General features: G+C 65.3%; 19 protein-coding genes. 8 read left to right on the forward strand and 11 right to left on the reverse strand.

Annotated features, from left to right (window positions below; genetic code table 11):
- Together ACYG9V_RS29815 and ACYG9V_RS29820 are read right to left on the reverse strand one after the other, a co-directional pair.
- Entirely contained in the window at positions 1-984 is a 984-nt protein-coding gene (locus ACYG9V_RS29815; protein WP_352762590.1) for an ABC transporter permease, read from the reverse strand.
- A 159-nt stretch (positions 985-1,143) separates the two neighbouring features.
- Positions 1,144-2,214 (reverse strand): sugar ABC transporter substrate-binding protein, encoded by a 1,071-nt coding sequence (locus ACYG9V_RS29820; RefSeq protein WP_352762591.1) that lies wholly within the window; start codon positions 2,212-2,214, stop codon positions 1,144-1,146.
- 305 nt (positions 2,215-2,519) lie between these two features.
- On the opposite strand from ACYG9V_RS29820, the gene ACYG9V_RS29825 reads away from it, so the two are divergent.
- Positions 2,520-4,115 carry a GMC family oxidoreductase gene (locus tag ACYG9V_RS29825; protein ID WP_352762592.1) on the forward strand — a complete coding sequence of 532 codons (1,596 nt, stop codon included), beginning with the start codon at positions 2,520-2,522 and terminating at the stop codon, positions 4,113-4,115.
- Positions 4,116-4,574: 459 nt separating this feature from the next.
- Here the strand turns inward: ACYG9V_RS29825 and ACYG9V_RS29830 are convergent, their stop codons facing one another.
- Positions 4,575-4,712 (reverse strand): endonuclease/exonuclease/phosphatase family protein, encoded by a 138-nt coding sequence (locus ACYG9V_RS29830; RefSeq protein WP_023691904.1) that lies wholly within the window; start codon positions 4,710-4,712, stop codon positions 4,575-4,577.
- Between the two features lie 186 nt (positions 4,713-4,898).
- On the opposite strand from ACYG9V_RS29830, the gene rsgA reads away from it, so the two are divergent.
- On the forward strand, positions 4,899-5,912 hold the full coding sequence (rsgA, locus tag ACYG9V_RS29835; protein WP_352762593.1) for a ribosome small subunit-dependent GTPase A: 1,014 nt from the start codon (positions 4,899-4,901) through the stop codon (positions 5,910-5,912).
- A gap of 60 nt (positions 5,913-5,972) precedes the next feature.
- Here rsgA and ACYG9V_RS29840 read toward each other — a convergent pair whose 3' ends face one another.
- From ACYG9V_RS29840 to ACYG9V_RS29870, 7 genes are read right to left on the reverse strand one after another with little or no spacing between them, the layout of a single operon-like run.
- A complete protein-coding gene (locus tag ACYG9V_RS29840; RefSeq protein WP_023686509.1) occupies positions 5,973-6,764 on the reverse strand; it encodes a sugar isomerase domain-containing protein in 792 nt (263 codons plus the stop codon).
- A 37-nt stretch (positions 6,765-6,801) separates the two neighbouring features.
- Entirely contained in the window at positions 6,802-7,572 is a 771-nt protein-coding gene (locus ACYG9V_RS29845) for a GntR family transcriptional regulator (RefSeq protein WP_023683130.1), read from the reverse strand.
- Positions 7,569-8,444, reverse strand: coding sequence for an ROK family protein (locus ACYG9V_RS29850; protein ID WP_352562645.1), 876 nt, complete (start codon positions 8,442-8,444; stop codon positions 7,569-7,571). The genes ACYG9V_RS29845 and ACYG9V_RS29850 overlap by 4 nt, the downstream gene beginning before the upstream one ends.
- Positions 8,441-9,181, reverse strand: a complete 741-nt coding sequence (locus ACYG9V_RS29855) for a PIG-L deacetylase family protein (RefSeq protein ID WP_031195993.1) — start codon at positions 9,179-9,181, stop codon at positions 8,441-8,443. The genes ACYG9V_RS29850 and ACYG9V_RS29855 overlap by 4 nt, the downstream gene beginning before the upstream one ends.
- Positions 9,178-10,035 (reverse strand): carbohydrate ABC transporter permease, encoded by an 858-nt coding sequence (locus tag ACYG9V_RS29860; RefSeq protein ID WP_352762594.1) that lies wholly within the window; start codon positions 10,033-10,035, stop codon positions 9,178-9,180. Before ACYG9V_RS29860 ends, ACYG9V_RS29855 begins: the two co-directional genes overlap by 4 nt.
- Positions 10,032-10,964 (reverse strand): carbohydrate ABC transporter permease, encoded by a 933-nt coding sequence (locus tag ACYG9V_RS29865; protein ID WP_031196540.1) that lies wholly within the window; start codon positions 10,962-10,964, stop codon positions 10,032-10,034. Before ACYG9V_RS29865 ends, ACYG9V_RS29860 begins: the two co-directional genes overlap by 4 nt.
- 48 nt (positions 10,965-11,012) lie before the next feature.
- Entirely contained in the window at positions 11,013-12,287 is a 1,275-nt protein-coding gene (locus tag ACYG9V_RS29870) for an extracellular solute-binding protein (protein WP_352762596.1), read from the reverse strand.
- A 316-nt stretch (positions 12,288-12,603) separates the two neighbouring features.
- Between ACYG9V_RS29870 and ACYG9V_RS29875 the strand changes: the two genes are divergently transcribed.
- Genes ACYG9V_RS29875 through ACYG9V_RS29885 form a run of 3 tightly spaced genes read left to right on the forward strand, consistent with a single transcriptional unit; the run spans position 12,604 to position 15,646 of the window.
- The gene (locus ACYG9V_RS29875; RefSeq protein ID WP_023698622.1) at positions 12,604-13,896 is read left to right on the forward strand and encodes an ABC transporter substrate-binding protein; all 1,293 of its coding nucleotides are present in this window, start codon (positions 12,604-12,606) and stop codon (positions 13,894-13,896) included.
- On the forward strand, positions 13,896-14,786 hold the full coding sequence (locus tag ACYG9V_RS29880) for a carbohydrate ABC transporter permease (RefSeq protein ID WP_023698623.1): 891 nt from the start codon (positions 13,896-13,898) through the stop codon (positions 14,784-14,786). The genes ACYG9V_RS29875 and ACYG9V_RS29880 overlap by 1 nt, the downstream gene beginning before the upstream one ends.
- Positions 14,783-15,646: a carbohydrate ABC transporter permease gene (locus tag ACYG9V_RS29885; RefSeq protein ID WP_023710857.1), complete on the forward strand. Its 864-nt coding sequence runs from the start codon at positions 14,783-14,785 to the stop codon at positions 15,644-15,646. Before ACYG9V_RS29880 ends, ACYG9V_RS29885 begins: the two co-directional genes overlap by 4 nt.
- A 6-nt stretch (positions 15,647-15,652) precedes the next feature.
- Here the strand turns inward: ACYG9V_RS29885 and ACYG9V_RS29890 are convergent, their stop codons facing one another.
- The gene (locus ACYG9V_RS29890; protein ID WP_023737575.1) at positions 15,653-16,837 is read right to left on the reverse strand and encodes a Gfo/Idh/MocA family protein; all 1,185 of its coding nucleotides are present in this window, start codon (positions 16,835-16,837) and stop codon (positions 15,653-15,655) included.
- A gap of 301 nt (positions 16,838-17,138) precedes the next feature.
- Between ACYG9V_RS29890 and ACYG9V_RS29895 the strand changes: the two genes are divergently transcribed.
- The 3 genes from ACYG9V_RS29895 (at position 17,139) to ACYG9V_RS29905 (ending at position 20,420) form a co-directional block, all read left to right on the forward strand.
- Positions 17,139-18,026, forward strand: coding sequence for a MurR/RpiR family transcriptional regulator (locus tag ACYG9V_RS29895; RefSeq protein WP_023744115.1), 888 nt, complete (start codon positions 17,139-17,141; stop codon positions 18,024-18,026).
- Between the two features lie 79 nt (positions 18,027-18,105).
- A complete protein-coding gene (locus tag ACYG9V_RS29900) occupies positions 18,106-18,888 on the forward strand; it encodes an SDR family oxidoreductase (protein WP_023744114.1) in 783 nt (260 codons plus the stop codon).
- Positions 18,885-20,420, forward strand: a complete 1,536-nt coding sequence (locus ACYG9V_RS29905; protein WP_023751382.1) for a mannitol dehydrogenase family protein — start codon at positions 18,885-18,887, stop codon at positions 20,418-20,420. Before ACYG9V_RS29900 ends, ACYG9V_RS29905 begins: the two co-directional genes overlap by 4 nt.
- Positions 20,421-20,440 lie beyond the last annotated feature (20 nt).

The raw sequence follows: 20,440 nt of genomic DNA on the forward strand, positions 1-20,440 counted from the left end.
TCACTTGACGATTTTCAGGCGGACACGGTCGAGCGACAGCGCCACCGCGGCGATGATCATCAGACCCTGCACCGTCTGCTGGATGTAGGGCGAGATGCCGAGCAGGATCATGCCATTGGCAAGCACGGTGACGATCAGCACACCGATCAGCGTGTTGACCACACCGCCCTCGCCGCCGGTCAAAGCGGTGCCGCCGACGACCACTGCGGTAACCGCGGCAAACAGCCTGCCGTCGCCGATGACGGCATGCGACTGGCCGAGCTGTGCCGCGGCCAGCACACCGGCAATGCCGAAGAAGAACCCGGCCAGCGCAAAGGCGATGATGCGCACGCGCACGACATTGACGCCGGAGAGCTTGGCGACATCCTCATCACCGCCGATCGCCAATATGTGGCGGCCGAGCTTGGTGTGGTACTGGATGACGGTGGCGAGCAGGAAGGCGCCGAACGCGACCCAGACCGCCACCGGCAGGCCGAGGAAACGGTGCAAGGCCAGGTCGCGGATCGAGGCGTCGTTCAGCTTGATGGCCGTGCCGCCCAGCATATAGACCGACAGGCCCAGGCCGATGAACCACATGCCGAGCGTGCCCATGAAGGACGGGATGCGCAGCATGGTCTGGACGAGACCGCTGACGAAGCCCATGGCGGTGCCGGCGGCGATGGCAGCGAGCACCGCCCACCAGCCATAGTCGTTGCCGTTGCCGTCATTGGCGGCGAGCAGCACAAGCACCATCGCCGCCACCGAAAGCGTGCCTTCGACTGCGAGGTCGATGCTGCCCATCAGGATGATGAAGGTCAGCCCCATGGCCAGCGTCAGCGGCACGGCGGCGGAATTCGCAAGCCGCACCAGATTGCGCAGCTCGATGAAATTGGGGTTGGCAATGGCGATGAGTACGCAGAGTACAATCAGCACCGCCAGCGGCGCCAGGCTGCGCCAGCGCCTGCCGCCCAGGAATGTCGCGATGCGGCCGGGGAACGGTGTCATGGGCGTCGTCCGCTCGATGTCCGAAACGGACTTCAGGGGTTCTGTATGGATTGTCAAGAAACCGCTTCCCGTCTGCTGGTGACAGCCGTCGCGACAAGGGGATCGCGACGGCTGCGGGAGGAAGCGGGCCGCCAGGGAGTTGCAGCCCACTCCGATGGATCAGGTGCGGATTGCTCCGGTGACCCGGCCCCACAGATCGTTCCAGTCGATCTCGGGCTTCGCATCGACATTGGTCTTGTAATATTCCTCGACATTGTCGTGCGAGATCAGCACCGCCTTGCCGTAGAACTCACGGTGCTCCGTGGGCTCCTTGGTTGGGTCGAACTTGCCGATCTTGGCGTTGTAGCCGATGGCCAGACCCATGCCGCCCTGCCAGAACGGATCCGAAGTGACGGTGCAGGCGAACTCGCCGGTGCGCACCGCATCGACCGCCGTCTTGATGCCGTCGACGCCAACGATCGGCACCTTGCCGGCGAGATTTTCGGCACGCAGCGCTTCCAGAGCGCCCGAGCCCATATCGTCATTGGCCGCCCAGATGCCCTTGATGTCGTCGCCGAAGCGGGTGAGCAGATTGCCCATCAGGTCGAAGGCTTCGGTCGACTTCCAGTTGGCGACCTGGAAGTCGAGCAGCTTGATGTCCGGGTTGGCGGCGAGCGCCGCATCGAGGCCCTTCTTGCGTTCGATCGCCGCCGTGGTCGAGATCAGGCCGCCGAGTGCGACGATGCCGCCCTTGCCGCCAATGGTCTTGAACAGGATCTCGGCGATGGTCTTGCCGCTGTCGATGCCGTCGAACTCGATATGCGAGACATAGTTCGGGTTGAAATCCTTCGGGTGCAGATCCCCAGGCTTGTTCCACTGGGTCACCACATAGGCGCCGGCCTTGGCGCAGGCCTCGACGATCGGGCGCGCATCGGGCGTGTCGTTGGGATCGGAATTCAGCACCATGTTGCCGCCGGTCTTGGCCAGCATCGCCTTGATGTCGGCAATGCCCTTCTCGCTGTTGCCTTCCGAAACCAGCGTGACGTGTTCCAGCCCGGCCCATTTGGCATACGCTTCGGCGCCGGTCTTCCACACCGCGTGATAGGGGTTGGACAGCGAGCGGATCGACGTCACCAGTGTCGGCTTGTCCTGCGCGCGCAGCACGCTCGGCATGGCGAGTGCCGCCACGCCGGCGGTGGCGCCCATCATCAGCGTGCGCCGGTTGACCGCAAAATTCTTCGTGTCGTTCATACCTCGAAACCTCCCGATTGAATTCTGTTCCGCCCGGCATCTTGCGCAGGGAGCGCGGCCGGGACCTCCTGGTGAGGATCGTCAAGCTCCTCCACTTGTACGACAACCCTTCAACACGATAACCATACCCTTTCTCTTGACGTGGCACAAGCGACTTGAGATCGTCGCGCGCAAGAGGAAGGGGCGGTGATTTTCATCGCCCGCCGGAGCATGATCCCTAGAAGTGGGAACCGGTTTTCTCGGACAAATCGAGAAACCGTTTTGTCCGGAGATCATGTTCCAACAAAGAGAACCCGGGAGTGGAAATGACGGATTACATCATTGTCGGCGGCGGTTCGGCTGGCTGCATTCTGGCCGCCCGGCTGAGCGAGGACCCGGACGTGTCCGTCATGCTGCTCGAGGCCGGTCCGCCCGACACCGATCGCTACATCCATCTGCCGGTCGGCTTCTTCAAGATGACGTCGGGGCCGCTGATCTGGGGCTATGACACCGCGCCCGGCAAGGAGATCGACGGCCGCACCATGGTCTATCCGCAGGCGCGTGTGCTCGGCGGCGGCTCCTCGATCAACGCCCAGGTGTTCACCCGTGGTTGCCCGCAGGACTACGATGGCTGGGCGACCGACGATGGCTGTGCCGGATGGAGCTATGCCGACGTGCTGCCCTACTTCGTCCGCTCCGAGGGCAACGACACGTTTGCCGATGCGCAGCACGGCATTGACGGCCCGCTCGGCGTCTCCAGCGGTGCGCCGCATCCGCTGACCCGCATCTTCGTCAAGGCGGCGCAGCAGGCGGGCCTTCCTTTCCGCGCCGACTTCAACGCCGGTGAGCAGGCGGGCGCCGGCTTCTACCAGACGACGACGCGTCGGGGGAAACGCTCGAGCACGGCGGTCGCCTATCTGAAGCCGGCGCTCGGCCGCAAGAATCTGACGCTACGCACCGACGCCTCCGTCAGCCGCATCGTGGTCGAGAACGGCCGCGCCATCGGTGTCGAGATCATCGTCAACGGCCGCACCGAACTGCTCCGCGCCGAGCGCGAAGTCATCGTCACCGCCGGCGCCATCGGCTCGCCGAAATTGCTGATGCTGTCCGGCATCGGCCCGGCCGCGCATCTCGGCCAGCACGGCATCAAGGTGATCCACGATTCCAAAAACGTCGGCCAGAATTTGCACGATCACATGGACGTCGACGTCGTCGCCGAACTCAACGGCCCGCATGGCATCGACCGTTACAAGAAGAAACGCTGGCAGGCGGTCGCCGGTCTTGAATATGCGCTGTTCGGCAAGGGGCCGGCGGCCTCCAACATCGTCGAGGCCGGCGGCTTCTGGTGGGGCGACCGCGCGGAGAAGACGCCGGACATCCAGTTCCATTTCCTGCCCGGCGCCGGCGTCGAGGAAGGCATCGGCTCGGTTCCCGGCGGCAATGGCTGCACGCTGAACTCCTACCATGTGCGCCCGCGTTCGCGCGGCAGCGTCACGCTCAAGTCCGCGGACCTGCGCGATGCGCCCATCATCGACCCCAACCCGTTCGCCGAGCGCTATGATCTCGAACGCGCCATCGACGGCATCGAGATCAGCCGCGAAATCCTGTCGCAGCCAGCCTTCGCCAGATACATCAGCCGCGAGCATCTGCCCGGCAAGGCGATGCAGGGGCGCTCAGCACTCGAAGCCTTCGCCCGAGAACATGGCCGCAGCGCCTATCACCCAGTCGGCACCTGCCGGATGGGCGGCGATGCCGACAGCGTCGTCGATCCCGAGCTGCGCGTGCGCGGTCTGCAAGGCCTGCGTGTCTGCGACAGCTCGGTCATGCCAAGCATCGTGTCGTCGAACACCAACGCCGCCGTGGTCATGATTGCGGAGAAGGCTGCGGATCTGATTGCGGGGCGAACGCTGCCGGTGGCGTAAGCAGGACAATCGCATGTGGTGGCGCCACGCGATTGCCCTGCCTTGAGCACCTGTCGCTGAGCGCATAGCACTCGAACCGCACTAAAAACGACAGCCTCACGCAGCGCCTTCAACCGACGCTTGCGCAATCCACCAACCGACCGGAAACCCCCGGTTGCGGGCTCGTTGCCGACGCCTGCGCGGGGATGTGAAAGCGCTTTTGCGCCAGTTCCGCGATCACACCATATGAACCGATCCAAGCTCTGCTAGCTTGTGGGCGTGGGACTTGTCCCGCTTTGGCCGGTGCTTCAGGCAACCCCATCCCAACCCCCCGCCCCCTGCGGTACCGGCCATCCCCCTCCCCCTTTTGGCAGGCTTCTCGACCTGCCATCCTCAGCCGTCGCTGCCAACTTCGAGGTCGACGACGAGGCCTGATGCGTGGCATGCAAATCAAGACCATCGGCAGCGTATCGAGGGATTTCACATCGGCTGTCTGGACGACGTCCTGGAGAGCGACAGATCGGGGTCGAGCCGCCTCAGCTCCCGGTTGATGGCCGCCAGGCGCTCCGGTTCGCCTTCCGTGTTGCAGACATTGAGAGTAACGACGCGTAAGCGCATCAGCGAACCACCGCCGCGATGCGTTCCAACGTGGTGCGCGAAACGGCTCGGCCATCGGCGCGGTTCGGCTTGCCAAATGCCGCCATGCCGCCCATACACGGCTTGAACAACCGCCCCGAGGGTCCGCGCCCATTTTGCCAAAGGATACTCTCCGATGTCTGTGACGCCGTCCCCCTGGTCAAAGCCGTGACGGCCTCCCTCGCAAGCCTGGGCTGGACGGATTTCTTCGGCGACCAGCTTGAAGCCGATGAGGCAGACCTCGTGCCGACGCGCATCGCCTCGGTGCACCGCGACCGCCTGGCCGGCCTGTCCCGGGCAGGGCCAGTGGATCTGACGCTGCCGGCCAATGCCAACACCGGCGACTATGCCGTCGGCGACTGGGTGCTGGTCGAGCCGCATACGCATCTGCTGCGCCGCCGCCTGACCCGCAAGACGGTGCTGGAGCGCCGCACACAGGGAGGCAGGATCCCGCAGCTGGCCGCGGCCAATGTCGACACGCTGTTCATCGTGACGTCCTGCAATGCCGATTTCAACATCGCCCGGCTCGAGCGCTATCTGGCGCTGGCCAACGAGGCCGGAACGACGCCGGTGATCCTGCTGACCAAGGCCGACACCGCTGACGATGTCGAGAGATACCAAAGCCAGGCTGCCGCCCTTCAGCGTGGTTTGCCCGTAGTGACGCTGAACCCGCGCGTCGCCGATGCCGCAGCGGCGCTTGCTCCCTGGTGTGGCGCAGGGCAGACGGTGGCGCTGGTCGGCTCCTCCGGCGTGGGCAAATCGACGCTGGTCAACACGCTGGCCGGAGCGGCGCAGCAATCGCCGCAACAGACTGCGGGCATTCGCGAGCACGATGCCAAGGGTCGCCACACCACCACGGCGCGGTCGCTGCACCCCATCGCCGGTGGCGGCTGGGTAATCGACACGCCGGGCATGCGCACGCTGCATGTCAGCGACGTCGCATCCGGCATCGACACGCTGTTTGCCGAAATCACCGAGCTCGCACCGCTGTGCAAGTTCCGCGACTGCACCCATGTCCACGAACCGGGCTGCGCGGTGCAGGCTGCGTTGAAGGCGGGTACGCTCGACCCTGAGCGCCTTGCCCGCTGGCGCAAGCTGTCGGAGGAAAACCAGGGCAACACGCCGGTTCAGAGCGGCCCGCGCGGCAACAAATCGCCTGCCGGGCGCCCGAAGCGGCGTTGAGAGGATAGGAATTGCGGAACGAGACGTCGGAGGCCCGGCATGTGCCGGGCCTCCCTTTTTTCACTCTCCGCGCATCGTTGCCTGGAAGGTCGGCAGGTGCTTCTGCTGCGCCTCCAGCATGCGCTCGCGGTAGACGCCGTAGATGACGTCGGTGTCGTGCAGCGTCACGCCGGCAATGGTCGGCGAGGCGAAGACCGGCAGTTCGATGCCGCGCTTGGCGAGCTGCTCGGCCGTGCGCGCGATCAGCTCATGCGCCAGGATCATGGCAAGCACCGTCGATGAGCCCGACACCGGCCGGCTCCAGCCCTCGACCGGCACGATGGCGTCCTCGATCGGCGAACAGGTGTCGATGACGAGGTCGGCGGCATCCGCCAGCCGCTTGCCGGACGAGTGCGTCGCCGGCTTGTCCAGATTGTTCTTGCTGGTGACAGCGACGACGAAGATGCCGCGCTTCCTGGCGTAGAGCGCGGTGTCGATGCCCGACGAGTTGCGGCCGCTATGGCCGAAGATGATGATCGAATCGCCCTTGTTGAGCGGCTGGTGGTCGAGGAATTTTTCGGCGTATCTTTCCGTACGCTCCAGCCACAAAAGCTCGCGCACGCCGCCGGCGCCGAGCACATTGTGCCACATCACGCGCGGGTCGGTCAGGGGGTTGAAGCCGACATAGCTGCCATAGCGCGGAAACACTTCCTGCACCGGCAGCACCGAATGGCCGGAGCCATAGAGATGCACCAGCCCGCCGCCCTCGAGCGAGTCGGCAAAGCGGCTGGCGGCCTGGCCAAAGGCCTCTTCATTGGCTTTCGCAGCCTGGTCGATGAGGGCGGCGAGACGGTGGATGTAGAGATCGGACACGTGGGTACTCCTGTTTGCTGTGTCGGTCTGGAATGGATCAGCTTCTCGGGTTCAGCGGCACGCGTCCGGCGCGCAGCGTCGAGCGGATTTCGTAGCGGTCGCCGCGCATGATCGAGACGGTGAATTCGAACGGGCCGCGCTCGTCGGTGGTGATGCGTTCGACGACGAAGGCCGGGCTGCCGACAGCGAGGTCGAGCAGTTCGGCGTCCGCCGCGCCGACCGCGCCGACCCGGTAGTTCTCCCGCGCGGCCACCGGCACGATGCCGTAATGGCGCTCCAGCGCCTCGTAGAGCGAGCCCTGCAGCAGGCCGGCATCGAGGAAGCCCGGCACGCGCACGGCCGACAGCTGCGCCGTCTGGATGCCGATCGGCTCGTTGTTGCCGAGCCGCAGCCTGCGGATGCGCACCACCGGATCGCCCTCTTCGATCTCCAGCGCGCCGGCAGCCGCCGCGTTGGCGGTGGTCAGGCTGCAGTCGAGCAGACGCGAGCCCGCGACCACGCCCATATTGCCCATCTCCTGGGTGAAGCTGGTCAGTTCGCGCGTGCCGGCGACCAGCGTGGTCGAGCGCACGAACGTGCCGCGGCCATGTTCGCGCCTGAGCAGTCCTGCCTCCTCGAGATTGCGCAAGGCGTGGCGCAGCGTGATACGGCTGACGCCGAACAGGGCGCACAGCCTGTCCTCCGCCGGGATCTGGTCGCCCGTTGCCCATTCGCCGCTCTTGACGATGGCGCGGATCGCCTCTTCGACCTGATACCAGAGCGGCTCCGGCCGTCTGCGGTCCGGCTGCTGAAAGCTTGCTTCGCTCATCGCACCTGCCTCCACCCTTGCCCAACGGCGCCGGCCAGCGCCGCGCCGACGAGGCCGGCGCGGGGACCAAATTTTCCGGGCTTGACGTCGATGCCGCGCAGATGCGGCGGCAGTTGGCGTCGCAGCGCTGCAAGCAGCGGCGGCCGGATCACATCCAGCGCCTCCGCCAAACCACCCGAAATCAGAACCGCTTGCGGATCGAGCAGCGCGACAGCGCCTGCAAGCGCGGTGCCGAGCTGTCGCGCCGGCAGTTCAAGCAAGGTGAGTGCGGCCAGTTCGCCGGCCTGGGCAGCGGCGATCAGCTGGCGGCCGTCGGCAAGGCCGATCTGTCCGGCAAGGGCATCAAGCGCCCGGCCCGACGCGACGCGCTCCAGCCAGCCGCTGCGCTCCTCGCCATGATCTTTGACGTCGGCGCAGGCCCAGCCGAACGAGCAGGCGCCGCCATGCGCGCCGGCAACGATGCGGCCATTGGCCAGCACCGCCGAACCGATGCCGGTGCCGATGGCGAGCAGGATCGCATCCGACATGTTTTTCGCACTGCCTTCGACAGCCTCCGCCAGCAGCGCAATCTGCGCGTCATTGCCGAGCGCTACGCGCAGTTTGGGAAACAGCGGCTGGATATCGACGCCGTCGAGGAACGGCAAGTTGGGGATCCAGCGGCAGACCGAGCCCTCGACCAGTCCCGGCACCGCGATGCCAAGCGCTTCGGCCGACCCGGCCTCGGCGCACAGCGCGTCGATGCGCGCAATGAAGGCATCAAGGGTTGCCGGCGCCGGCTCGCTGCCCAGCGCCTCCAACGCACCGACATCGCCCGTAGACACGGCAGCGCGCAGATTGGTGCCGCCGAGGTCGATGGCGAGTACCCGCCTCATCGACCGGACCCTTTGCCGAAGGGGAGCGAGAACAGGCCGCTGCCGGCATTCCACGAATGCGACGCCGCCGCGAAGGCCTGCGCATGGCGCGTGCCGCGCAGGCAGCCGCGCAGCCGGTAGAGCGAACTGTAATAGTCGACATAGGGGAAGCTGCTCAGGCCGCGCGCCAGCTCATACTCCATGACCGCGTCGCGCCAGGCCTCGAACCCGTCGCTGACATCGACGAGATGCTCGGGCCGGAAGCCGTCATCGTCCTCCCAGTTCTCGCCGAACAGCAGCAGTTGCGGCGTGTGCGCCGGATGGTCGCTGGCAACGGTCGGCAGTCCGGCGAAGAAGATACCGGTCTTCGTCAAATGCGCGGCGGCGCGATGGTCCTTGTGCCAGCTGCCATGCCAATGCGTGATGACGATCTCGGGTTTCAGCTCGCGAATGATGTCGCCCACTTCGAGCGCCGTCTGATCGTCTGTGGGCAGGAAGCCGTCGCGCAGGCCAAAGCCACGCATGGTGACGCCGAGCCGCTCCGCCGCGCTGCCTGCTTCCTCTTCCTTCTGCACGCAATAATGCGCGGGAACCAGGTACGGATGGCCCTGCTCACCCATGGTCAGATGCAGGAAGGTCACCGTGGCGCCGCGCTTGACGGCAGCGGCCGCCAGCGGCCCGGCCATCACCTCGGCATCGAAGGCGTGTGCGCCGACCACCAGGATGGATTTCGCCGCATAAATCCTGTCTTCGATCATTTCATGCCCCCTCCGGTGCCGACGCCTTCGCGAATCTGCCGCGCCAGCAGACAATACATGATCAGGATGGGCGCCATGGATATCGCCAGCGAGGCGAACACCAGGCCCCAGTCGGTGCGGAACTGGCCGACGAAGACGCTGATCGCCAGCGGCACCGTCTTGTAGCGGTCGTCGAAGATGAAGATCAGCGGGAAGAAGAAATCGTTCCACACCGCGATCGCGGTGAAGATTGCCACGATCGACACCGCCGGCTTGACCATCGGCAGGATGATCTGGAACAGGATGCGGACCTCGCCGGCGCCGTCCATGCGCGCCGCCTCGTCCAACTCGGAGGGCAAGACGCGCATGAAATTGGCGAAGATGAAGACGGCGAAGGGAATGCGGATCGCCGAATAGACCAGGATCAGCCCGGTCAGCGAATCCAGCAGGCCGAGACTGCGCATCAGCGTGAACAGTTCGACCGAGGCCAACCGGATGGGCAGCATGATGCCGGACAGGAACAGGCCGAGCATGATGGCATTCCAGCCAAGCTTGTAGCGGCTGAGCGGATAGGCGGCCATCGCCGAGACGACGATGGTGAGGATGACGGCGCCGCCCGTGACGATCAGGCTGTTGATGAAATTCTGGCCGAGATCGGCGCGCGTCCAGGCGTTGATGAAATTGTCGAAGGCAAAGCTTTGCGGCAGGCCGAGCCTGTTGTCGTAGATCTCGGCCGTGGTCTTGAAACAGGAAACGATGAGGATGTAGAGCGGCAACAGCACGGCCGCCGTCCAAACGACCAGCACCGTCCAGCCGGGCAGCCGCGCCAGCTGCCGAGAGATGGCCGGTCTTTGTGAAATCGCCAGCGCGCTCATAGCTGCACCGTGCGGCGGTCGAAGAAGCGCAGCATCATGAGCGTGCCGATGCTGAGGATCAAAAACAGCACGGTGCCGAGCGCCAAAGCCAGACCGATATCGGTGATGCCGACAGCACCTTCCGCGCCGAAGGCCAGCCGGTAGAAGTACGTCACCAGCGTGTCGGTCGAATAGCTCGGATTGCCCTGCACGCCCTGCATGACATAGACGAGGTCGAACTGGTTGAAGGTGTTGATGAACGACAAAGTCGTCAGCGTGCCCAGCGCCGGCATCAGCAGCGGCAGCGCGATCGAGAACAGCATGCGCGCATTGCCGGCGCCGTCAAGTTTTGCCGCCTCGAAAATCTGGCCGGAAATCTGCCGCAGACCTGCCGTGTAGATCAGCACCGGCAGGCCCATCCAGTTCCAGGCATCGACGGCGATCAGCATGGCGAGCGCGGTGTGGCTGTTGCCGAGCACAGTCAGGCTGCCCTGGTGCAGGCCGAGCCCGTTCAGCGCCCATTCGACGACGCCACCCGGTGCCAAAAGCAACCGCCACAGCGCGCCAATGATGACCGGGCTCAGCACCGCCGGAAAGAAGAACACCGACTGGAAGAAGGCCGCACCCTTGTCGCGCAGGAACAGCAGCCAGGCGAACAACAGGCCGAGGCCATTTTGGAAGACCATGATGCCGAAGAACCAGGCGGTGTTGTGCCACAGCGCGCCGTAGATCCGCGCGCCGCTGGGGAAAACGAACAGCCTTGAGAAATTCGACAGGCCGGCGAACTCGACCATGCGCAGCCCCTTCCAGACGAAGAAGCTGCCCCAGAGCGACATCCCCAGGGGATAGAGGACGAACAGCGCATAGACCGCCAGCGCCGGCAGGATGAACAGCACGGCCATGCGCTGCTGCGTGCGGCGAAGGCTGCTGGTGCGGCGAAGGGTGCTCATGCGCTTTTCTGGTCCGTGAGAGGCCGGCCGCTTTGCGACCGGCCGCGCCTACTGCTTCGGCTTGAACCAGGTGGCGACTGCGGCCTGCATGTCGGCCGCCAGCTTCTCCGGCGCGATGTTGCCTTCGACCATGTCGATGATCTCCGACTGCAGCACCGAAGACGCCGTCGGCGACTGCCAGCGGAAGCCGACCAGCGTCAGATAGGGCGTCGAATTCTTCGCCATCTCCATCATCGAGGCCAGCACTGGATCCTTCACCGTCACATCCGTGCGGGCCGGCGGCCAGCCGAGCTCGTCGGCGAACATCTGCGCGAACTCTGCCGAAGCCATGAAGCCCAGCACCTTGGTCGCGGCTTCCTTGTTCTGGCTCTCGGAGACCAGGCCATAGGAGCCGTCGGAGAAGGCCGAGGTGTAGAGTTTTGCCCCGGCATCGTCGGCGGGGAACGGGAAGATCGAGAATTTCAGCTTCGGGTTCTGCGCCTTGAAGCTGCCGTTCTCGAACGAACCGCCGAGGAACATCGCCGCCTTGCCGCCGATGAACTGCTGCGTGGCGGTGGTGTAGTCGATGCCGGCGAAGCCGTCGGGGAAATACGGCTTCAGCTCGGCGAAGCGCTTCAGCGCCGCGACATAGCGCGGATCCTCGAAGGTCGCCTTGCCGCTCATCATCTCGTCGTAGAATTCAGGACCATAGACGGTCGGGCCGACGACGCCGACGGCGATCTCCAGTTCCCAGGCCGAGCCGTTGGCGCCGCCGGTGGCGATCGGCGTGATGCCGGCCGCCTTCAGCTTCTCGCAGACAGCGGTGAAATCCTTGTAGGTCTTCGGTATCTCGATGCCCTGGGCGGCGAAGATATCCTGGTTGTAGAAGACGCCCATCATCGGCACCGAATAGGGCACGCCATAGAGCTTGCCGTCGCTGCGGCCGCGCGCGCCGCCAAGCGCCGCGTCCTCCATGTCCTTCAGCTCCGGCACGCTGTCGTCCAGCGCGTCGAGATAGCCGGCCTCGACGAAGGGCTGCAATTCGCCATAGGCCTTGAGCTGGGCGATGTCGGGCCCGCGCCCGCCGCGCAGCGCCGTGCTCAGCCGGTTCTGGTAGTCGGCATCGGGCGTGAACTGGATGGCGACCTTGATGCCGGGGTTCTTCGCCTCGAAGGCATCGAAGATGCGGCGCATCGCTGCCTCGTCCTCGGTGCGCCAGCTCCACAGCGTCACCGTGCTGTCGGCGGCTCGCGCCGGCAATGAGGCGAAGACACCGGCGCAGGCGGCGGCAAGGCCGCCGATCAGGCCAAGTGCTGCGCGCCGGTCAAGTGAAAGCATGCTCATTGCCAGTCTCCCATTGTTCTCTGTCCTTGGCGTCCCGCGGCATTTCCTGCCGTGAGAGAGTCATTGGCTCGGGAAAAGTCATTATAATGACATAGCGGCATTCGCAAGAGGTCTGCTGCGCCTCAGGAATGGCGGCGTTGGCCCCCTCACGACATTGCAGTACCCGCATCCGTTTGTTATATAACGATAAATATCCACATTCCAGCGCTGCAAAGAAATCTGTGACCGTGCCATGTGAGACTTTTTCGCCAGCAAGCCCTTGCGTCGCCGCGCTAACTTGTCATAACGTCATTGTGAACCGATAGGAGGATGAGGAATGTCGTTTGCCTGGACGTCGAAACTGGCACTGGCCGCAGGCCTCGCCATCCTGCCCACCACCGGCTGGGCGCAATCGGTCAACATCTCCTATCTCACCCACTGGTCGCCGGAGACGGTCGCGCTGCTGGAAGCGGCGGCCAAGGATTATGCCAAGACCAATCCGGATGTCAGCGTCACCGTGCGCGCCGTCCCCTTCGGCGACCTCCTGACCACGCTGCGCTCGCAAGGCGGCGGCGCGGACGGCCCGACGATCGGCGGCATCTACGATCTCTGGTTGCCGGAACTGGCGCGCGACAAGCTGGTCGCGCCCGCCCCCGATGCGGTGGCCAGCGAGGTCAAGGCCGCATGGCCGGCGGGCATCACCAGCGCCGCCTCGGTCGGCGGCACGCTCTACGGCATCCCCAACGAAATCGACGTCTATGCGCTGAACTACAACAAGGCGCTGCTCAAGCAGGCCGGCATCGCGGCGCCACCCAAGACCTGGGACGAGTTCAAGGATGCGGCCAAGAAGCTGACCAACCAGGATGCGGGACAGCAAGGCTTCGGCATGATCAACTCCTGGGCGGCCGGCGTCGTCCACCCCTTCGCCTCGCTGCTGGTCTCCAATGGCGGCGACCTGGTCAAGGACGGCAAGCCGGTGCTCGACAGCCCGCAGGCCGCGGAGACTTTCCAGCTCTATGAAGACCTGATCAAGTCGGGCGCCAGCGTGCCGTCGATGGCGACAGCCGACGCCAACACCACCGGCCCCTTCCTCGACAATTTCGTCTCCGGCAAGACCGGCATGATCATCATGGCCAATTGGTGGGAGAGCGCGCTGAAGGCCGGCATGGGCGACAGATTCGCCGACATTGCAACGGCGCCGATTCCCGTCGGCCCGAGCGGCGACAAGCCGCATTCGATCTCCTACTCCTGGATGACCGTGGTCAACGCCAATGCAGGTGCCGCCGAGCAGAAGGCGGCGTGGGACTTCCTCGCCTGGCTGAACAATCCAAAGTCCGGCAAGAACGGCGCTTCCGCGATGTCGGATATCCTCATGTCGATGGGCATCCTGCCCTCACGCCTCTCCGACATCGAGGCGCACAAGGACAAGCTCGGCTCGGAATTCCTCTCCGGCTATGTCAGCGTGCTCACCGACGCCAAGCCGTTCCCGGTGGTGCCGGGCGGCCAGGAATTCTCGGAATCGCTGCAGCAGACGCTCGAGGCGTTGCAGTATGGCCAGGTCTCGGCCAAGGATGCGCAGGCGACGGCGCAGGCCGACGCCATTTCGATCCTGGAGCGCGCCGCCAAATAATGATTCAGAGGTACCGTGCCTCGGCGGGCATCATGCTGGCGCCCGCCGTGACGCTGATCGGCATCTTCGTCCTGTTGCCAATGCTGCTCACCGTCTGGCTGTCGTTCCAGGACTGGTCGACGCAGACACCGTTTTCCAGCGCCGGCTTCGTCGGCGTCGACAATTTCCGCGAGATTTTTGGGGTCTCCTCGGTCGGCCGCGATTTCAAGGCCGCGCTCGCCAACACAGCCGTCTACACCGCGCTCTCCGTCGTCCTCATCCTGCCTCTGTCGGTGGCCTTCGGCCTGATGGTTTACCAGCGCGACGTCGCCGGCGGCACGGCGCTGCGCACGGTGCTGTTTGCCACCTACATGGTGCCGATGATCGCTGTCGCGCTGGTGTGGTCGAAACTCTATTCGCCGAGCGAAGGCCCTCTCAACCAGATGCTCGGCCTTATCGGCATCGGCCCGCAGCCTTTCCTGTCGTCGCCGCGCTCGGCGCTGATCTCGATCGTCTTCCTCAATGTCTGGCAGCAGGTCGGCTATTTCACCGTGCTGGCGATCGCCGGACTGACGCAAATCCCCGGCAGCCTGTATGAAGCAGCAAAGCTCGACGGCGCCAACCGTTTCGAGCAGTTCCGCTTCATCACCCTGCCGCTGATACGGCGCACGCTTCTGTTCAGCGCCGTCATCGCCATCATTAACGCCGTGCAGGTGTTCGAGCCGGTTGCCCTGATCACGCAGGGCGGGCCGGTCGGCTCGACCAATGTGCTGACCTACCACATCCGCCGCGTCGGCATCGAGCGTGCGCAGGGTGGACTGGGTTCGGCCATGGCGGTGATGCTGATGCTTTCGCTGATTGTCGTCGTCTGCGCGCTGTTTGCCTTCGCCAACCGGAAGAACGACGAATGAGCGCGGGATCGTCGAGCCGGCTGTCGCGCCGGCGCCCGTCGGGCCGCAAGGCGCTGCTGGCGACGCTGATGCTGCTGGTCGCCGTCGCCTCGGCCTTCCCGCTGGTATGGATGGTGCTGTCGAGCCTCAAGACGCCGGCCGAGAGCATGCAGGTGCCGCCGGTGTGGATCCCCCTTACGCCGAGCTTCGACGCCTATGAGAAGGTGTCGGGCGTGGTCAATGTCGGCCGCTCGATGTGGAATTCCCTGGTCATCGCCTCGATCACCACCGCCGGCATCCTGCTGACCAGCATGATGGCCGGCTACGCCTTCGCCAAATACCACTTCCCCGCCAAGTCGCTGCTGTTCTCTGTGCTGATCGCCACCATGTTCCTGCCGCCGATCGTGACGCTGATCCCGCTCTATCGCCTGGTCGGCTCGATCGGCCTCAACGCCAGCCTCGCCGGCATCATCGTGCCCAATCTCGCCAATGCTTTCGGCATCTTCCTGATGCGCCAGTTCATCTCCGGCGTTCCCGACGAGCTCATCGACGCCGCGCGCATGGACGGCGCCTCGGAGTTCTTGATCCTCTACAAGATCGTCGCGCCCAGCATCGCCCCCGCAATCGCGGCTCTGGCCCTCTTCGCCTTCGTCTACCACTGGAACAGCTATCTGTGGCCGCTGACCGTGCTGCAGGGCAATGCCGACGCCTATCCGATCGTCATCAGCCTGAGCCGCCTGCTCAGCTACAACAGAGGTGCGGTCAACACCGGCCTGGTGATGGCCGGCGCCACGCTGGCCGTGCTGCCGCCGCTCATCCTGTTCGTCTTCCTGCAGCGCTTCTTCGTCGATTCCATCGTCGGCTCGGCCATCAAGGGATAGCTCGCCTCACCCGAACCGTGCCGCCGTCCAAGCCCCACCCGCAGCATTCGACTCCACCGCCGCCGCCACAAACTTCACCCCGCGCGCGCCATCGACGACATCGGGCACCTGTGCCGCGCGCGCCGGATCAACCGACCCGCCCGAACGGTGCGCGCGAATGATGTCGGCGGCGTCGCGGTAGAAATTGGCGAAGGCCTCGATATATCCCTCCGGATGCGCCGCCGGCATGCGCGACACGCGCTGGCTCTCAGTGGTCGAGCCATGGCCGCCGCGCACCAGCGTGCGGGTCTCCTCGCCGTAGATGGAGAAGCGCAGTTCTTCCGGCCGGCCGCCCGACCATTCGAGCCCGGCTTTGTCGCCATAGATGCGCACCGAGAGATCATTGTAGTGGCCGGGCGAGGTCTGGCTGGCGAGGATCGTGCCGCGCGCCCCGCCCGTCCAGTGCACCAGCACATGCGCATTGTCGTCGAGCCGGCGTCTGGGGACGGCGGTGAACAGATCGGCCGACACCGCCTCGGCCTCACAGCCGGAGATATAGCTTGCCAGGTTGAAGGCATGCACGCCGATATCGGCCAGCACCGCCGACTGCCCGGCGCGCGCCGGATCGGTGCGCCACTCCGCCTGCTTCTGGCCCTCGGCGTCGATCGGCTTGGTCAGCCAGTCCTGGATGTAGGCGCCATGCACGGACACGATGCGGCCAAGCGCGCCCGCCGCCACCATCTCGCGCGCCTGGCGGACCATGGCGTAGCCGGTGTTGTTGAGCGTGACGACGAAGCGTCGCTTTTTCTCCCGCGCCAGCGCCACCAATGCTTCTGCGTCGGCCAGCGTCGTCGACAGCGGCTTGTCGCAGATCACGTCGATGCCGGCCTCGAGAAAGGCCGTGGCGATCGGCGCGTGCAGATGGTTGGGCGTGACGATGACCACCGCCTCGATGCCGTCCGGCCGCGCCGCTTCGGCTCGTGCCATGGCGCGATAATCGGCATAGCTGCGCTCGGGCGCGATGCCGATCACGGCGGCCGATGCGGCGGCGTTTTCCGGGTCCGACGACAGCGCGCCGGCGACCAGCACGATCTGGTCGTCGAGGCGCATGGCGAGCCGATGCACCGCGCCGATGAAAGCGTTGCGGCCGCCGCCGACCATGCCGACCCGCAGCCGCTTGCCCGCCGATCCGTCCGATGTTGCGTAGACCATGTTTCCTCCTGGGAAGACAGTTTTGCCGTCGTCGAGTTCTGTCCCGCCCCCCTCTGTCCTACCGGACATCTCCCCCACGAGGGGGGAGATCAGGCACCACAGCGGCCTTCGCCAATCTCAGACGTCGCAAGAGGGCGCCGAAGGCGAAACTGCCAATCTCCCCACCCGTGGGGGAGATGTCCGGCAGGACAGAGGGGGGCGCCGTAGAGCGCTGCTTTTGACCGCTCGCATCAGTCACACTTTCGAACATGATTTCCAATTTTCATATTGTAAAACGATCGTATCGCGCTAGCCTGAAATCATGACTGGGGCAAGCAAGGCATCCGGACGGTCCAGCACCGACGAGGCGGCGACGCGCAAGCGCGGGCGCTCCCTGGCAGCACTCGGCTATATCCAGCCGCAGACCTACGAGGAGCTGCGCGCCGTGCTGTCGTCGGGCACGGTGCATTTCCCCAAGCGGCTGCGCCAGGTGGCAATCTTCCTGTGGCAGCATCCGAGCGACGTCGCGCTCGGCACCATCGCGCAGGTTGCGGCACAGGCCGGCGTGCAGCCCTCGACTCTGGTGCGCTTTGCCCAGATCTTCGGCTATTCCGGCTTTTCCGATTTCCAGGGCCTGTTCAAGGAGCACATCAAGGGCTCATGGCCGGAAGGGCGCGGCGAGCCGCGCACTGAGACCGAGCCGAATCTGCATTTCCTGCACGGCATGGTCGGCGCATCGCAGGCCTCGCTTGGCCGCATCGAGGCCGGCTTCGATGTCGAGAGTTTCGACAAGATGGTGGCGCTGCTGGCAGCGGCCGAGTTGATCTATGTCATCGGCTCCAAGCGCGCCTTTCCCGTCACCGCCTATCTCTCGCTGACGCTCTCGCAGCAGGGCGTGCGCAACGTGCTGGTCGACAATGTCGGCTCCTCCGCACTCGACCAGATCGGCTGCATCGGCGGCCGGGATGCCGTGCTCGCTGTCTCCTTCAGCCCCTACAATTCGATCACGCCCGATCTCGTCGCGGTGGCGCATGAGCGCAAGGCGCGTATCGTCACCGTCACCGACAGCACCTTCAGCCCGCTGACCCCGCTCTCGGACAGCTGGCTGGAAGTGGTGGAATCCGACTTTGCCGGCTTCCGCTCACTGGCGGCCTCGCTCGCCGTTGGGATGGCGCTGGTCCATGGCGTGGCGACGCTGCGCGGCGAATGAGGCGTCACTGGTCCAATTGACTATCGGGAATTGCCGTTCCATATTTCTCAAAATAGAAACTTTATTCCCGGGAGGAGGAATGGAGATCCGGCTTGACGGCAAGGTGGCTCTGGTCACCGGGTCGACGCAAGGCATTGGCCGCGCCATTGCCGAGACGCTGGCACGTTCCGGTGCCGCCGGGCTGTTGGTCACCGGGCGCGAGAGGGCGCGTGGCGAGGCCGTGGCGGCCGAGCTTTCGCAATTGGGCACGCCGACCATCTTCGTCGCCGCCGACCTTGCCGATCCTGACGCCCCCACCCTTCTGGCGCAGGCCTGCATCGAGCGCTTCGGCCGCATCGATGCGCTGGTCAACGCCGCCGGCCTGACCGATCGCGCCTCTTTCCTCGACGCCAGCCTCGACGATTGGGCGGCGCTGTTTGCCGTCAATGCGCGCGCGCCGTTCTTCCTGATGCAGGCGGCGATTGCCGACATGAAGCAGCGCGGCCAAGGTGGCGCCATTCTCAACATTCTGTCGATCAATGCCCATTGCGGCTCGCCGGAGCTTGCCGTCTATTCCGCCACCAAGGGCGCGCTGGCGACGCTGACCAGGAACGCCGCCAACGCCCACCGCTTCGACCGCATCCGCGTCAACGGCATCAATGTCGGCTGGACCGACACGCCGGCCGAACGCATCATGCAGGCGGAGACATTGGGCAACGGCCCCGGCTGGCTCGACAAGGCCAATGCCGCGCAGCCTTTCGGGCGGCTGCTGACCCCGAACGACATCGCCAGCCTCGCCGTCTTCCTGCTGTCCGACGCCGCCGGCCCGATGACCGGCGCGGTCATCGACCAGGAGCAGGCGGTGATCGGAGCGAACCGGTGAGCGCTTCCACCGAAACGCTTGGGCCGGCGCTGCTCGATCGCTTGCCGGCTTCGGTCCAGACACCGTCCTACGACCGCACGATGCTGGCGCCCGGCATGGCGCATCTCGGCGTCGGCGCCTTCCATCGCTGCCATCAGGCCGAATACACCGACGATCTCATCTCGCTGCGCTTCGACCGCTGGGGCATCGTCGGCATCAACATCCGTCCGCCCCGCCTTGCCGACACGCTGGGACGGCAGGGCGGGCTCTACACAAGGCTGATCCGCGAGAACAGCCACATCGAGGCGCGCGTCATCGGCAGCATCGTCCGGGTGGTCGACAGCCAGGAGAGTGCGGCACCGGCGCTCGGCGTGCTGATCTCACCCGATATCGAGCTGGTGACGATGACGGTGACCGAAAAAGGCTATTGCCACATCCCGTCCAGCGGCGAACTCGACCTTGGCCATCCCGACATCGTCCACGACCTCGCCAACCCCGAGACGCCACGCAGCGTGCCCGGCCTGCTGGTGCGGGCGCTGGAGCAGCGCAGGGCCACACATGAGCGACCCATAACGTTTCTCTCCTGTGACAACATCCCGACCAACGGTACTATTCTGAACAATGTCGTGCGGACGTTTGCCGAACGGCGGAGCAAAGGGCTGGCCCGCTGGATAGAGGCCAATGTCGCGTTCCCCGCGGCCATGGTCGACCGCATCGCGCCGGCGGTGACGCAGGATGACCTCGACAGTGTCGAACAATGGTTCGGCTACCACGATGCCGCCGTCGCTGTCGGTGAGCCGTTCCGGCAATGGGTGATCGAGGAAAAATTCGCCGGCCGCATGCCGCGCTGGGATCTGGTCGGCGCCACCTTTGTCGACGACGTCACGCCGTTTGAGCATCTCAAGATGCGGGTGCTGAATGGCGCCCAGACGGCACTCGCCACGCTCGGCGTTCTGGCTGGTCTCGAGCACACATCGGATGCAATGGCCGACCCGCTGCTGTCGGACTTCATCAGGCGCATGCTGGTCGAAGAGACTGTGCCGACGCTGATGCCGGTGCCGGGCATCCTGCCGCTTGCCTATGTCGAGCAGAGCCTCGGCCGGCTGAAGAACACCGCGATCCGCCACCGCAACCACCAGGTCGCAACCGACGGTTCGCAGAAGATCGTCCAGCGCCTGCTCAACCCGATCCGCGACCGGCTTGCGATGGGCCAGAGCATCGGCCTGCTGTCGGTGCCGGTCGCCGGCTGGATGGCCTATCTGATACAGGCCTCGGAACGTTTCGGCAGACGCTGGCCGGTGTCGGATCCCTATGCCGGCAAGGTCGCCGCAATCGCCGACGCGACGGGTCCCGATGCCAGCGCGCTGGTGTCCGCCATCCTTGCCATCGACGGGATATTCGACCCCGGCCTTGCCGTTGACGGGACGTTCCGCGCGGCCGTCACATCGGCGCTGGGCGACCTGCTGTCGGACGATCCGATGGCGGCTGTCCGGCACAGTCTCGAACAAGATGAGGTCGCGAGGTTGAAGCGATCCAAACAATCGGCATTATAGTCGTCGGGGTCTAGGGAGGC

The sequence above is a fragment of the Mesorhizobium sp. W016 genome (assembly GCF_054719485.1).